General features: G+C 45.0%; 2 protein-coding genes. Both read left to right on the forward strand.

Annotated features, from left to right (window positions below; genetic code table 11):
* Positions 1 to 28 precede the first annotated feature (28 nt).
* Positions 29 to 16,849: an Ig-like domain-containing protein gene (locus tag POV27_RS10640; RefSeq protein ID WP_272862747.1), complete on the forward strand. Its 16,821-nt coding sequence runs from the start codon at positions 29 to 31 to the stop codon at positions 16,847 to 16,849.
* 51 nt (positions 16,850 to 16,900) lie between these two features.
* Complete coding sequence (locus POV27_RS10645) at positions 16,901 to 17,860, forward strand: PorP/SprF family type IX secretion system membrane protein (RefSeq protein ID WP_272862748.1); 960 nt, start codon at positions 16,901 to 16,903, stop codon at positions 17,858 to 17,860.
* The last annotated feature ends 3 nt before the right edge of the window (positions 17,861 to 17,863 follow it).

Genomic DNA, 17,863 nt, shown 5'->3' on the forward strand with positions numbered 1-17,863 from the left:
TTGTAGGTAATCACCTAAAATTATTTTTATGAAAAGATTATTACGATTTACAGATACAAACAATGCGAAGCTTTTTTGGCTTTCAATTTGTGTATTGCTGTTTTCATTTGGTTCTGTTTTTGCACAGGACATTACAGTAAATAAGATTGCTGTAGAAAACGCAACCGAGTGTAATCAGTTTGACGTCACTCTTGAAATAATTGGAAATCCACCTCCTAAGCCGCAGGAGGTTGTTTTGGTGATAGACCGATCTGGAAGTATGGGCTTCGACGATGGGGACCCTTCTACCTTACTTCCATTAGAATATGCGCAGGATGCGGCTATCGAGTTTGTTAATAACCTGTTTTTACCAGCCAATAACCCTACCGGTTTAAATAAAATTGCCTTGGTAACCTTTGGGACCGATGTTACCACAGAGGTTAATTTGGTGGGGAGTTCAGGGCAAAGCGATATTATCGATGAAATAAATGATATTGTTGCCAGTGGATGGACAAATTCTGAAGGAGGATTAGTAGCAGCAGATAATGAGTTAATAAATAATGGTACGTTCGACTGTGCCACATCAAGAAGCATTATTTTCCTAACGGATGGTATTCCTACTTGGGAAATTGGAGCTTCAGATAATTGTGACGAAAGTGCAACAAGTAGCTGTACCTTAAATGCAATTCAGGCAGGGGTCAATGCCCAAACAACTACCGTAGGTGGTGAAGTATACGATCAGAAAGTATTTTCGGTGGGTCTTATTGGTGCTTTGAACCAAGGACAAACCGCCATTGCAACTTCATTCTTGAACGATGTTCAGAATGCAGGTGCTTTCCTAACTACAAACAATGCCGATCTATCTGGAATCTATTCACAGATTCTGGGTCAGTTGGTATTTGCTGCCAAGCAATTGCCTGGACAGGCTTTAGTAACCGATGATATTGAAACGGGATTCTCTGTTGTAGGAGGTACGTTGAATCCAAGTAAAGGGACCACCAGTCTTTCTGGAAACACCATTTCTTGGTTTGTAGATGAAATTTTCGACGAAACCATTACCCTAACCTATACGATTGAAGCGATCTCTACGGATGTTTGTGGAGTTCAAGTTCCCGGTACGACGGTAATTAATTATGAAAACTCAAGTTGTCAAACCACTTCCGAAGTGTTTGATAATCCAGATATCTGTGTGCCTTGTCCGGAGCTAACACCAACCGTAGCACGACAAGGTTGTACAAGTTTTGTAGACTATGCAGTCGCTGTAGATCAGATGGGATGTAATTCCCTTTCCGATTCTTATAGCTGGGAATTCTTCCTTAACGGAACTTCCGTAGGAACCGCTACCGGATCTAACGGAACTTTCGAATATACAGGAGGAGGTTCATTTACAGGGCAGTTCGTTGCAGAAGTTAGTTATACCGGTTCTTATGGAAGCGGTTGTGTGCTTCCTGCGGTAACCCAAACTACCAATGTACCATTAACTTGTTTCATTGCCGATTGGGATTATAGCTGTTCCGATAATAGAACAGTGGATGAATATCCGAACAATGCCAATTGCAACTCTAATACGACGATCAACATTCCGGATTCCAGTAATGTGTTCCAATATGTAGTAGAGATTGTATATGACGATGCCAATCCAGGAGCCACTATCGATTTCACCGATGGTGCTGGAGTAGTGCATACGTTACAAAGAACCTTGGTGAATGGAAGTACGAATGAGTGGTTCTACCGAGGATTGATTATTGGAAGTACAGATTCTGTAACCTACGTAGACAACTCGCTGCAGTGCGACTTACAGTCTATTGTAGTATATGCCTTCAGAAATTTCAACAGTAATACATCCAGTGCAGGAACCTTTACCAACCTAAGTGGTGTAAATAACATTCAGACGGTTTCAGTTACCATTCCATCGTTCCCAACCTCAAGAGACGTGAGCGTTGAGGTGCCAATTTCAGAATTGACACCAGATGGGCGTTACCTATTATTACGTGCTGAAGCAGGAGGTATTTCTGATGAGGTGATCATTTACGGACCCGATGCTTCCTTGCCAGGAGGCACTTGTTGTATGGCCATTCCAATGTTGACGTTGGATAATGTACCGGGCACCGTGACTCAGGTAGACATTACTATCGATACTAGAAACGGACAAAATGGACAGACCGTAAATGGACAGTCTTGGGTATTGACCAGTGCCGTAAATGCCGATGTAGATTGTTACGCAGAATTAGATGTGACCGCTACTCCTACAGATGCGCTTTGTTTTGGTGATGACAGTGGTTCTATTGAAGCTGTTGCTACGGGAGGTATCGCACCTTATACCTATTCATTAAATAGTGGAACACCGCAAAGTAGTGGAACTTTTACGGGTCTAGTGGCTGGTGTATATACTATCGAAGTTGAAGACTCTATTGGAAATACAGATTCCATTAGTGTGACCGTAGATGAGCCAGAACCAATTAGTGTAATCATTACAAAAGACAATGCATCTGCTTCTGGAGGTTGTGCCAATGGTGAAGCTACCGCTACACCTAGCGGAGGAACAGCGCCTTATACCTATCTGTGGAGTGCTAGTGCAGGAAACCAAACAACGCAAACCGCGACCAACCTTCCTACGGGAACCCACACTGTTACCATTACCGATGCTAATGGGTGTATCCTTGAGCAAGGAGTCGTTATCGATTGTTTCAACGATTGTGATGCCGTAATCTCTGTAGACGATGTAGTAAATGTACTTTGTTCTGGAGAAGCAACAGGTAGTGCTACGGTAAGTGCCAGCTCTGCTGCCAATCCAACCGCATTGTTTACGTTCACTTGGAATACAACACCACCGCAAGTTGACAGTGGTGCTACTTCTAGTACTGTAACTGGACTAGCTGCAGGTGTTTATACGGTAAGTGTAACCATTGACGGAACTGTGTGTTTGCCTGTTGAGCAAAGCGTTACCATTACCGAACCTTCTACGCCACTTTCAGTAACTGCTACAGCTACCGACGAAAATGGACCGACCACGGGAGATGGAACAGCAACCGCTAACCCATCTGGAGGAACGCCGCCTTATACCTATTCTTGGAGCCCAGGAGGGGAAACGACACAAACAATCACTGGATTAAGTGCAGGAGATTATACCGTAACGGTAACCGATGCCAATGGTTGTGTCGCTACCGCTACCGCAACCGTAAACCCAGGTACTTGTCAAGGATTGAGTGTTACCGCAACTTCCACTCCAGTAAGTTGTAATGGAGGAAATGATGGTACTGCATCCGCTTCTGTTAGCGGAGGAGTAGGAGCCTTTAGTTACCTATGGAGCCCAGGAGGGCAAACAACTCAGGATATTTCTGGATTAACTGCTGGATCATACACCGTAACGGTAACCGATGCTACTACGCAGTGTACTGCGGACTTTACAGTAACAGTAAATGAGCCTTCTGTATTGAGTTCTGGAATTGCCGTGAACAATGTTCCTTGTTTTGGGGATGCAACGGGATCCTTAGACCTTACCGTAACAGGAGGAACTTTTCCATATACTTTCCTATGGAGTAATGGTGAAACCACCGAAGATATTAACAACTTGGTTGCCGGAAGCTATTCCGTAACTATTACCGATGCCAATGGATGTCAGACAACCAACAGCGCTACGGTTTCTCAACCAGCTGCTCCATTATCTGCATCCTCTACTTTCGTAGATGTATTGTGTAATGGCGATAGCACTGGATCTATAGATGTAACCGTTAGTGGAGGAACCCCTCCATACTCTTACTCTTGGAATACTGGAGCAACGACTCAAGATTTAACCGACATTCCTGCGGGAACCTATACAGTTGTGATCACAGATGCGAACAACTGTACGCTTACTGAAGGACCTATCAATATTTCTGAACCTTCTACTCCTATTAGTATCGTAATTACAAAGGAGAATGCTACTACTGCGCAAGCTTGTAACGATGGTGAAGCCACAGCCAATACGAGCGGTGGGACGCCACCATATACCTATCAGTGGAGTGCTAGTGCAGGAAGTCAGACAACAGAAACGGCTACCAACCTTCCACAAGGGACACACTCTGTAGTGGTAACCGATGCTAACGGTTGTACCTTAGAACAAAGTGTAGTAATCGATTGTACCAATACCTGCGATGCTGTAATTACTATAGATGATGTAGTGGACGTACTTTGTACGGGAGATGCAACAGGTAGTGCTACTGTAAGTGCCAGTTCTGTGGCCAATCCGGGAGCTACCTTCACCTTCACTTGGAATACGACGCCTCCACAAGTGGATACGGGCGTAACCTCAAGTACGATCAGTAGCTTATTAGCAGGAACCTATACCGTAAGTGTAACCATAGACGGTACGGTATGTCTTCCAGTAGAAGAAACCATTATCATCACTGAACCTCAGAACCCACTTTCCGTGTCGGCTTCTGCAACGGACGAAAGCGGTCCAACCACTGGTGATGGTACTGCCACCGCAAGTCCATCGGGAGGAACACCGCCATACACCTATGTATGGAGCCCAGGAGGAGAAACGACTCAAACCATTACAGGATTGAGCGCTGGAGATTATACCGTAACTGTGACCGATGCCAACGGATGTACCGCTATGGCAACCACCACAGTGAATCCAGGTACCTGTAGAAACCTATTGGCTTTTGCTTCGGCTACGCCAGTAACCTGTAATGGAGATAGTGACGGTACTGCTACCGTATCTGTTACAGGTGGATCGGGTAACTTCACGTATTTGTGGAGCCCTGGTGGACAAACCACGCAGAGTATTTCTGGACTTCCAGGAGGCGTGTACACAGTAACTGTGTTTGATACAGTAACGCAATGTGACGTTACTGCCAATGCTACCGTAAATGAGCCTTCAGCATTGAGCTCCGGAATTGCGGTAAATAACGTATTATGTTTTGGTGAGGCTACGGGATCCCTAGACCTTACCGTTACAGGTGGAACTGCACCTTATACCTTCTTATGGAGCAATGGAGCGACCACAGAAGATATCGATAACCTCACTGCTGGGACGTATTCAGTGACCATTACCGATGCCAACGGTTGTGTATTAACGGACAGTGCTACTGTTCAGCAACCGCCATCAGGTCTTACAATAAGCATTACAGCACAAACCGATATTTTATGTGGTGCTCCGAGTTCTGTTACTGCCACTGCAGCAGGGGGAACTGCACCGTATACCTATAACTTAGATGGTGGAACGCCACAAGCTTCGGGTACCTTTACCGACCTAGCGGCTGGAAACTATACCATCAATGTATTAGATGCCAACGGCTGTACAGCTTCTGTTGCAGTGACCATTCTGGAAAATTGTACCGAAGCGATTGACGACATCAATGATACCTTTGTAAATGTACCAGTAGCTGGAAACGTATTGACCAACGATATCGACATCGAAGGCGATACACAAACCGTGACTACAACGACTGTTACTTCTAACCAAGGAGTAAGTGTAACAATTGATGCAAGCACAGGGGCTTATACCTATACGCCACCAACCGACTATGTAGGGGAGGACTTCTTCTCGTACAGTATTGAGGATGATGGAAATCCACAGGCTACCGATACGGCTACGGTTTATATTGAAGTGCTACCATTGAGTGGTCCAGAGAATGAAGCACCTATTGCTAACGAGGACACGAATACTACGCTAGTAGACACACCGATTTCCGGAAATGTATTGGTGAACGACTACGATCCAGACGGAGATCCAATCACCGTAACTGGAAATACCGATCCTGCTAATGGAACCGTTGTTGTTAATCCTGATGGAAGCTATACCTATACGCCGAATCCAGGTTTTGAAGGGGTAGATACCTTCGAATACACCATTTGCGATGACGGAACTCCAGCACTATGCGATACTGCCTTGGTAATTATCACCGTGATTCCAAACCACGGAAACATTACCGTTGCTAACGACGATGCCTACAACACCACTCCAGGTATGGCGGTTTCTGGTAATGTACTGGATAACGATTCCGATCCTGAAGGAGATAACCAAACTGTAGATGCTGCCATTTCACCACTAAGTGGACCTACCAACGGAACACTTACGTTGAACGCAGACGGAACCTTCACCTATACACCAAATGCAGGATTTGGAGGAACCGATCAGTTTGTATATGAAATTTTTGACGATGGTAGCCCAGTAGCAAGAGATAGAGCTACAGTTTATGTAACTGTAGGTGGAATCTTGAACACTACCGATGCCATTGATGACATTAACGATACCTTCGTGAATGTACCAGTTCCTGGAAACGTATTGACCAATGATATTGATTTCGAAGGAGACACCCAGACAGTTACTACGACTACTGTAACTACCACTTTGGGAATAACAGTAACTATAGATGCCAACACAGGAGCTTATATCTATACGCCGCTACCAGATTACATTGGGGAAGATTCCTTCCAATACACGATTGTAGACGATGGAAATCCACAGGCTACCGACACAGCGACGGTATACATTGAGGTTTCTCCACTAGGTGATCCAGACAATGATCCACCAGTGGCTAATGCAGATACCAATACTACCGAAGTTGATACTCCAGTAAGTGGAAATGTACTAGTAAATGACTACGATCCCGATGGAGACCCAATTACCGTAACCGGTAACACCGATCCTTCTAACGGAAGTGTGGTAGTGAACCCTGATGGAAGTTATACTTACACTCCGAGTCCAGGTTTCATAGGAGTGGATATCTTCACATACACTATTTGTGATGATGGCACACCTGCCTTGTGCGATACTGCCGTAGTAACCATTACGGTAATTGCAGATCATCAAAACATCACCGTGGCGAACGACGATTCTTACTTCAGTTTCGTAAATGAGCCCATCAACGGAAATGTGTTGGATAACGATTCAGACCCAGAAGGAGATAATCAGTCAGTAGATACTGCCTTAACTCCAATAGTTGGACCATCTAATGGTACGCTATCCATAAATGCAGACGGAACCTTTACCTATACACCGAATACCGACTATGTAGGTCCTGATTTCTTTGTGTACTCCATTTTCGATGATGGAACACCAGTCGCTACCGATGTGGCAACGGTATACCTTCTTGTTGGATTGGATGGTAACACTACCTTAGCTGTAGATGACATTAACGATACTTACGTAAACCTTCCAGTGAGCGGAAATGTATTGACGAATGATTATGATGAGCAAGGTCACACACAAACCGTCACTACGACTACTGTGACAACTGCTCAAGGAGTAACCGTAACGATCGACGCTAACACAGGGGCTTATACGTATACTCCTCCAACGGATTATGTTGGCGAGGATACCTTCGTATATAGCATTACCGATGACGGAAACCCATTGGCGACCGATTCAGCTACCGTTTATATCGAAGTATTGCCAATCGGTACTCCAGATAATGAGCCACCAGTGGCAAATGCCGATACCAATACTACTGAAGTGGATACGCCTGTAAGTGGAAATGTATTGGTAAACGACTTCGATCCAGATGGTGATCCAATTACCGTAACCGGTAATACCGATCCATCCAACGGAACTGTGGTAGTAAACCCTGACGGAAGCTACACCTACACTCCAAACCTAGGATTCGAAGGTGAAGATACCTTTACCTATACGATCTGTGATGATGGAACGCCTGCACTTTGTGATACAGCAACTGTAACCATTCAGGTAATCCCGAACAATGGAAACATTACTGTAGCGAATGACGATGCCTACAATACCTTCATCGATACGCCAGTAAGTGGGAACGTATTGGACAACGACAATGATCCAGAAGGAGATACCCAGACGGTAACTTCAGCTACGGTAACAACGCAACAAGGAGTAACTGTAGCTATTGCCGCCGATGGTAGCTTTACGTACACACCAATTGCGGGATACACAGGAACGGATCAGTTCGTATATACTATTGAAGATAACGGAACACTAACGGCAACAGCTCAAGCAACCGTTTACCTAACGATTGGTGATCCTGGCAATGACATCCTAGCAGTAGACGACATTAATAATACATATGTAAACCTTCCAGTAAGTGGAGACGTTGGAACCAATGATGAGAATGCAGACGGTCCTGCGGGAACTGAAACGTTCACTCTAGTAACTGATGTTACCAACGGTATCCTAGTATTAAATTCTGATGGAACCTATACATATACTCCAGGTCCTGACTTCGTAGGAGAAGATACCTTCACCTACCAGATCTGTGACGCTGGAAACCCAATAGCATGTGATACGGCTACGGTATACATCGAAGTATTGCCGATCGGTACTCCGGACAACGAGCCGCCAGTGGCAAACGCAGATACCAATACTACTGAAGTAGATACGCCTGTAAGTGGAAATGTACTCGTAAATGACTACGATCCCGATGGAGACCCAATTACCGTAACCGGTAACACTGATCCATCCAACGGAACGGTAGTAGTGAATCCTGACGGAAGCTACACCTATACACCAAACCCAGGATTCGAAGGGGAGGATACCTTCATGTATACGATCTGTGATAATGGAACGCCTGCGCTTTGCGATACGGCTACCGTAACCATTCAGGTAATCCCGAACAACGGAAACATTACTGTAGCGAATGATGATGCTTACAACACCTTCATCGATACGCCGGTGAGTGGAAACGTATTGGATAACGATAACGATCCTGAAGGAGACACTCAGAGTGTGACTTCAACAACCGTGACTACCTTGCAAGGGGTAACTGTGAATATCGCTGCCGATGGTAGCTTCACCTATACACCAGCAAGCGGATTTACGGGAACGGATCAGTTTGTATACACTATTGAAGATAACGGTACACCAACGGCAACGGATCAAGCTACTGTGTACTTGACCATTGGTGGTCAAGGAAACGACATCCTTGCGGTAGACGATATTAATGATACGTATGTAAACCTTCCAGTAGATGGAAGCGTGGCGACCAATGATGAGAATGCAGACGGTCCTGTAGGAACTGAAGTGTTTACTCTAGTAACCGATGTAACCAACGGTACCTTGGTGTTCAATGCCGACGGAACATACACCTATACACCGGCTACAGACTTTGTAGGAGAAGATACCTTCACTTACCAGATCTGTGATGCTGGAACTCCTGTTGCTTGTGATACGGCTACGGTATACATCGAAGTATTGCCAATCGGTACTCCAGACAATGAGCCGCCAGTGGCCAATGCAGATACCAATACTACGGAAGTAGATACACCAGTTTCAGGAAATGTATTAGTAAATGACTTCGATCCAGATGGAGACCCAATTACCGTAACCGGTAATACCGATCCATCCAATGGAACGGTAGTTGTGAATCCTGACGGGACTTACACTTACACACCAAACCCAGGATTTGAAGGTGAGGATACTTTCACCTATACAATCTGTGATGATGGTACACCTGCACTTTGTGATACAGCAACTGTAACTATTCAGGTAATCCCGAATGGTGGAAACATTACAGTAGCTAACGATGATGCCTACAATACCTTCATCGACACTCCTGTGAGTGGAAATGTATTGGACAACGATAACGATCCAGAAGGTGATACGCAGACAGTAACTTCAGCAACTGTAACTACGCAGCAAGGAATAACGGTAAACATCGCTGCCAATGGTAGCTTTACGTATACGCCAGCGGCTGGATATACAGGAACGGATCAGTTTGTGTACACTATTGAAGATAGTGGTGCGCCAACGGCCACCGACCAAGCTACGGTTTACTTGACCATTGGAGACCCAGGAAACTATATCCTTGCGGTAGACGATATCAACGATACCTATGTAAATCTTCCAGTAAGTGGAAACGTTGGAACCAATGATGAGAATGCGGATGGTCCTGCGGGAACTGAGACATTCACTCTAGTGACCGATGTTACCAACGGAACCTTGGTGTTCAACACAGACGGAACGTATACCTATACGCCAGGTACGGACTTCGTGGGAGAAGATACTTTCACCTACCAGATCTGTGATGCTGGAAACCCAATAGCATGTGATACGGCTATAGTATACATTGAAGTATTGCCAATTGGTACTCCGGATAACGAGCCGCCAGTGGCCAATGCAGATACGAATACAACGGAAGTAGATACGCCAGTAAGTGGAAACGTATTGGTAAATGACTTCGATCCTGATGGAGATCCAATTACCGTAACTGGCAATACAGATCCATCCAACGGAACAGTGGTAGTGAACCCAGACGGAAGCTACACTTATACTCCGAACCCAGGATTTGAAGGAGAAGATACCTTCACATACACAATCTGTGATGATGGTACACCAGCCCTATGTGATACGGCTACCGTAACCATTCAGGTAATTCCGAATAACGGAAACATCACTGTAGCGAACGATGATGCATACAATACCTTTGTTGATACTCCAGTAGATGGAAACGTATTGGATAACGATAACGATCCCGAAGGAGATACTCAAACAGTAACTTCAACTACAGTGACCACGCAACAAGGTGTTACGGTATCAATTGATACTGATGGTAGCTTCACGTATACACCAGCTGCTGGATACACAGGAACGGATCAGTTTGTATATACAATTGCAGACAATGGAAGTCCTGTAGCCACGGATCAAGCGACCGTATACCTTACGATTGGTGACCCAGGAAATACAATCTTGGCCAAAGATGATATCAACGATACATTCGTAAACCTTCCAGTAAGCGGAGATGTTGGTACGAATGATGATAATAGCGACGGACCAGCGAATACCGAAATCTTCACATTGATTACCGATGTGACTAACGGAACCTTGGTGTTCAACGCTGACGGAACGTACACATATACACCTGCTACGGACTTCGTAGGAGAGGATACCTTCACCTACCAAATCTGTGATGGTGGAAACCCTGTAGCATGCGATACGGCAGTGGTAACCATCGAAGTGGTGGCCGATCCTATCATCGATAACGATCCACCGATTGCTAATAACGATACTGCAGTAACCGAAGTGGATACTCCAGTAGACGGAAATGTATTGGTGAACGATTACGATATGGATGGTGATCCAATTACCATCACAGGGAATACCGATCCTTCTAATGGAACCGTGGTATTGAATCCTGACGGAAGCTATACCTATACTCCAAACCCAGGATTCGAAGGTGAGGATACCTTTATGTACACCATCTGTGACAACGGTACACCGGCACTTTGCGATACTGCTACCGTAACCATATTGGTAATTCCGAACAACGGAAACATCACTGTGGCTAATGACGATGCCTATTCTGGTGAAGTGGATACGCCAATTACAGGAAATGTGTTGGATAACGATTCCGATCCTGAAGGGGATAACCAAACATTGGATACAGGGGTAACTCCTGTAAGCGGACCAGCTAATGGTACTGTAGTATTCAACGCCGATGGTAGCTTCACCTATACTCCTAATGCTGGATTTATAGGAACAGATCAAATGGTATACAGCGTAAATGACGATGGAACACCACAAGCTTCAGATCAAGCGACTGTATATATCTTGATCAGACAAACACCTGCGCCAGCCATTGCTATCGTGAAGACCGGTACCTATGTGGATACCGATCAAGATCAGTGTGCCGATGCCGGTGAAACGATCGACTACATTTTTGCAGTAAGCAACCAAGGAAACGTGCCGTTAGGAAACATTACAGTGACCGATCCATTATTGGAGGCGCCGAACCCAGTAGTACCTATCGTATTTGAATCTGGTGATACCAATAACGATGGTATGCTAGATGTGGACGAAACTTGGTTCTACATAGCAACATATGTGGTAACTCAAGATGATATCGATGCTGGAAATGTGACCAACCAAGCTACTGCTGAAGGTACCGATGCCGACGGAACTACGGTAAGTGATCTTTCCGATGATGAAGTAGTAACTGAAGACGATCCAACCGTACTTACGTTGTGTCAGAGTTCGGTAATCGCTATCGTGAAAGATTCTATCCTAAATGATGAAAACGTAGATAACTGTACCGATCCAGGTGAAACAATCGACTATACTTTCACTGTAACCAATGAAGGAAATACAAGTCTGTCTAACATCACGGTAACCGACCCATTATTGGAGGCTCCAAACCCAGTAGTACCTATCGTATTCGATTCTGGTGATACCGATGGAGATGGTGAGTTAGATGTAACTGAAACTTGGGTCTATACTGCCAGCTATGCAGTAACTCAAGATGATATAGATGCCGGACAGGTAACTAACCAAGCAACTGCTACAGGAACAACACCTAGTGGAGCTACTGTAAGTGACCTATCCGATGATGAATTAGTAACCGAAGACGATCCTACTGTGACCGAGCTTTGTCAGCAGCCTGTAATTGCGATTGTAAAAACAGGAGTATTTGTAGATGGCAACGGAGATCAGTGTTCCGACCCAGGTGAAATGATCGATTACACCTTCACCGTGACCAACGAAGGAAATGTAAGTCTTTCAAATATTACGGTAACCGATCCATTGTTAGAGGCTCCAAACCCAGTAGTACCTATCGTATTCGCATCAGGTGATACCGACGGTGACGGAGAATTGGATGTAACCGAAACATGGACGTACACTGCGAGTTACGCAATTACACAAATTGACATCGATGCTGGACAAGTAGAAAACCAAGCTACGGCTACTGGTACAGCTCCTGATACTTCAACAGTAAGTGATCTTTCTGATGATGAATTAGTGACTGAAGATGATCCGACTGTAACTGACCTTTGTCAGAATCCAGTAATTGCGATTGTGAAGACCGGAGTATTTGTAGATACAGATCAAGATAATTGTGCAGACCCAGGCGAAACCATAGACTACACCTTCACTGTAACTAATGAAGGAAATGTAAGTCTTGGATTCATCACCGTGACCGATCCATTGTTGGAAGCGCCAAATCCAATTGTACCTATCGTATATGTGTCAGGTGATACCGATGGAGACGATGAATTGGATGTAGATGAAACTTGGATCTATACTGCTAGTTATGCAGTGACACAAGACGATATAGATGCCGGACAAGTAACCAACCAAGCAAGTGTGCTAGGTACTTCTCCAGCGAATGTAGGTGTTACCGACCTTTCTGATGATGAGGTAGTAACCGAAGACGATCCAACAGTGGTTACCTTATGCCAGGCCCCAGCCATTGCTATCGTGAAAACGGCTAGCTATGACGACGGAGGCGACTGTAGCCAACCAGGTGAAATGATCGACTATACCTTCGAAGTAAGCAACCAAGGAAATGTAAGCTTAACTAATATTTCTGTAGATGACCCACTATTGGGAGGACCTGTTGCAGGACCAGATAGTGGTGATACCGATGGTGACGGAGAATTGGATGTAGATGAGGTTTGGGTATACACTGGAAGTTACACGATTACTCAGGTAGACATAGACAATGGTGAGGTATTGAACCAGGCCACTGCTGAAGGCACCGCTCCTGATGGAACTGTAGTAAGCGACTTATCCGGTGCTACTGTAGATACCGATGAGACAACAACGACTACATTATGTCAGTCTCCAGATATTGCTATTGTTAAGACAGCTAGTTATGACGATGGAGGTGACTGTAGTCAGCCAGGTGAAGTGATTAACTACACTTTCGAGGTGAGCAACCAAGGAAATGTAAGTTTAGCGAACATTGTAGTAGATGATCCATTATTGGGTGGACCTGTAGCAGGACCGGACAGTGGTGATACAGATGGTGACGGAGAATTGGATGTGACTGAAGTTTGGGTATACACCGGAAGTTATACGATTACCCAGGTAGACATTGACAATGGTGAGGTATTGAACCAAGCTACTGCCGAAGGAACTGCTCCTGACGGATCTATCGTAAGCGACCTATCTGGTGCTACCGTAGATACCGATGAGACTACGACAACCACATTGTGTCAGTCTCCAGCCATTGCTATCGTGAAAACGGCTAGCTATGACGACGGAGGTGACTGTAGCCAGCCTGGTGAAATGATCAATTACACCTTCGAGGTGAGCAACCAAGGAAATGTAAGTCTAGCTAATATCTCTGTAGACGATCCATTATTAGGTGGACCTGTTGCTGGACCAGACAGTGGTGATACCGATGGTGACGGAGAATTGGATGTGACTGAAGTTTGGGTATACACAGGAAGCTATACCATTACTCAGGCGGACATCGACAATGGTGAGGTATTGAACCAAGCTACTGCCGAAGGTACCGCTCCTAATGGAACCGTGGTAAGCGACCTATCCGGTGCTACCGTAGATACCGATGAAACTACGACTACCACATTGTGTCAATCCCCAGCCATCGCAATAGTGAAGACCTCAAGTTATGATGACGGAGGCGACTGTAGCCAGCCGGGTGAGACGATCGACTATACTTTCGAGGTAAGCAACCAAGGAAATGTAAGTTTAGCGAACATTGTAGTAGATGATCCATTATTGGGTGGACCTGTTGCTGGACCGGATAGTGGTGACACCGATGGTGACGGAGAATTGGATGTAGACGAAGTATGGGTGTACACAGGAAGTTATACCATTACTCAGGGTGATATCGACAACGGAGAGGTATTGAACCAAGCTACGGCTGAAGGTACCGCTCCAGATGGAACCGTAGTAAGTGACCTTTCCGGTGCTACTGTAGATACGGATGAGACCACAACCACTGAGCTTTGCCAGGATGCTTCGATTGCCATAGTGAAGACCTCAAGTTATGATGACGGAGGTGATTGTAGCCAGCCAGGTGAAACCATCGACTATACTTTCGAGGTAAGCAACCAAGGAAATGTAAGCTTAGCGAACATCGTAGTAGACGACCCATTATTGGGTGGACCCATTGCTGGACCAGACAGTGGTGATACCGATGGAGATGGAGAATTGGATGTAGATGAAGTATGGGTATATACTGGAAGTTATACTATCACTCAAGTTGATATCGACAATGGAGAGGTAGTGAACCAAGCTACTGCCGAAGGTACTGCTCCAGATGGAACCGTAGTAAGCGACCTTTCTGGATCTACAGTGGATACAGACGATACAACCACTACCGATCTTTGTCAGGAAGCTGCCATTGCAATTGTGAAAACGTCCAGTTATGACGATGGCGGTGACTGTAGCGAACCTGGAGAGGTGATCGACTATACTTTCGAGGTGAGTAACCTTGGAAATGTAAGCTTAGCGAACATTGTAGTAGACGATCCATTATTGGGTGGACCTGTAGCAGGACCAGATAGTGGTGATACCGATGGTGACGGAGAACTGGATACAGATGAAGTATGGGTATACACAGGAAGCTATACGATCACGCAAGGTGATATCGACAATGGTGAGGTGTTGAACCAAGCTACAGCCGAAGGAACCGCTCCTGATGGCACTGTGGTAAGCGACCTTTCTGGTGCTACAGTGGATACAGACGATACAACCACTACCGATCTTTGTCAGGATGCAAGCATTGCCTTGATCAAGACTGGAGTAGTGACTGATAGTGACGGTGACAAGTGTGCTGATACCAAGGAAACCATCGAGTACAGCTTTGAAGTGATCAACACTGGTAATGTTACTGTGACCAATATAGATGTAGACGATCCATTGGTGAATGTACTAGGAGGACCTATTACATTAGAGCCAGGAGAATCTGACAGTACAACATTCACAGCCACTTATGTAATAACGCAAGCGGATATAGATGCAGGGCAAGTAGAGAACCAAGCAACAGCTACGGGTGTTACCGTAACTGGTGAAACCGTTACCGACTTGAGTGATGACGACAGCCCTGTTGAGGATGATCCAACGATCACCGAACTATGTCAGGATGCGGTAATCGCATTGATCAAGGTAGGTACGCCAACCGATGAGGATGGTGACGGATGTATCGATCTTGGAGAGACGATTGTGTACGACTTCGTAGTGACCAACCTTGGTAATGTAGAATTGACCAATGTTATCGTTACCGATCCGTTAGTAGATGTTGTAGGGGGACCTGTAACTATTGCTGCTGGTGAGTCTGATACTGAAACCTTCACTGCAATTTACACCGTAACACAAGAAGATGTAGACAATGGCGAAGTAGTGAATCAGGCAACTGCTGAAGGAACCGCTCCGGACGGAACGATAGTGTCCGACTTGAGTGACGATGATAGCGTATTCGAAAATGATCCAACCATTAGTTCATTGTGTCAGAATCCAAAAATGTCTCTAGAGAAGACAGGAGTATTTAACGATGACAATGGAGATCAGATTCCGCAAGTAGGAGAGACCATTACTTATACCTTCAGTGTAACCAATACAGGAGATGTTACACTTTACAACATCACCATTACCGATCCGCTTCCAGGAGTAGTGATCGAAGGTGGACCGATTGAAGTATTGGAGGTAGGTGAAACCGATAGTACGACCTTTACCGGTACGTACCAGATTACACAAGAAGACATCGAAGCAGGTGAGGTAATTAACCAAGCCCTTGCTACAGGTCAAGACGGTGATGGTAATGAAGTGGATGATGATAGTGATGACCCAACCGATATTACCAATACCGATAACGACGGTGATGGTGATCCGGACGATCCAACAGTAACCGATATACCAAACGTTGGAGGAGCTATATTCGAAATATTCAACGGTATTACACCAAACGGAGATGGATTGAATGACTTCTTCGAAATCCGAGGAATTACAGACTTCCCGAACAACAACGTGAAGATATTCAACAGATGGGGTGTATTGATATTCGAGACCGATGGATATAATGAAACAACCAACGTATTTACGGGTAGATCCAATGCGAGAGCGACCATTAGTGAAGACGAAGAGCTTCCAACAGGAACTTACTTCTACGTGTTAACGTTCTCAGGAGAAAATCCAGGGCAAAACACCTATAACGGATATTTATACATAAACAGATAGACAGTAAAACCCTAAATGGCTAGACCTTTTATGGATACAAAATTGATAAACATGAAAAATAATTACCTAGCAATCTTAGTTCTGATTTTACTCGGCACCTTTTCGAGTAAGGCGCAGCAGGATCCACAGTATACACAATACATGTATAATACTCAGGTAGTGAACCCCGCCTATGTGGGATCCAAGGAAACGCTTAATTTCGGTTTATTGGGCCGTACACAGTGGGTGAACTTCGAGGGAGCTCCTAAAACGGGAACCTTCACCGCGGGGACCCCAATTGGTGCCCTTCAAAATATGGGGTTGGGGCTGTCCATCGTGCATGACGAGTTGGGACCTGCCATAGAATCCAATATAAATATCGACTATGCCTATGTGATCAACGCATCCGAAAACGCAAAAGTTTCTTTCGGAGTGAAGGCAGGGATCGATTTATTGGATGTGGATTTCACCAAGCTGAATATTGCTGATGCCGGAGATGTTTTCGAAAATCCCGTGGATAGAAGGCTACAACCTCAAATTGGGGCAGGAGCTTACTATTTTACAGATAAGTTCTATGCCGGACTTTCGGTGCCGAACTTCTTGACCACGAGTCACTTCGATGAGTCTCAGATAGATGCCATTGTAGATGATCCTTCAAGTTTTGCAGGAGAAACTACCGCTGCAGAAAGATTGCATTATTTCTTGATTGCGGGATACGTATTCGACATTAGTGATAACCTTAAGTTTAAGCCTGCTACTCTTATTAAAGCAGTGAGCGGCTCCCCATTGCAGTGGGATGCGTCTGGTACGTTCCTAATTAACGAGAAATTTACCTTGGGAGCATCCTACAGATGGAGTGCTGCATTGAGTGCCATTGCAGGTTTCCAGGTAAGTGACGAGATATTTATTGGGGTAGGATATGATTATCAAACCACCGATATCGAAACCTACAGTGACGGTTCGTACGAAGTGTTCCTTAAGTTCGATATCTTTAATAAACCAGAGCGTGTATTGTCTCCAAGATTCTTTTAAAAT

The sequence above is a fragment of the Aureisphaera galaxeae genome, assembly GCF_028561275.1.
Lineage (GTDB): Bacteria > Bacteroidota > Bacteroidia > Flavobacteriales > Flavobacteriaceae > Aureisphaera > Aureisphaera galaxeae.

Excerpts from the sequence above, each read along its gene's own strand:
- POV27_RS10645 (WP_272862748.1), top strand. The coding sequence starts at position 16,901 with ATGAAAAATAATTACCTAGCAATCTTAGTTCTGATTTTACTCGGCACC.
- POV27_RS10640 (WP_272862747.1), top strand. The coding sequence starts at position 29 with ATGAAAAGATTATTACGATTTACAGATACAAACAATGCGAAGCTTTTT.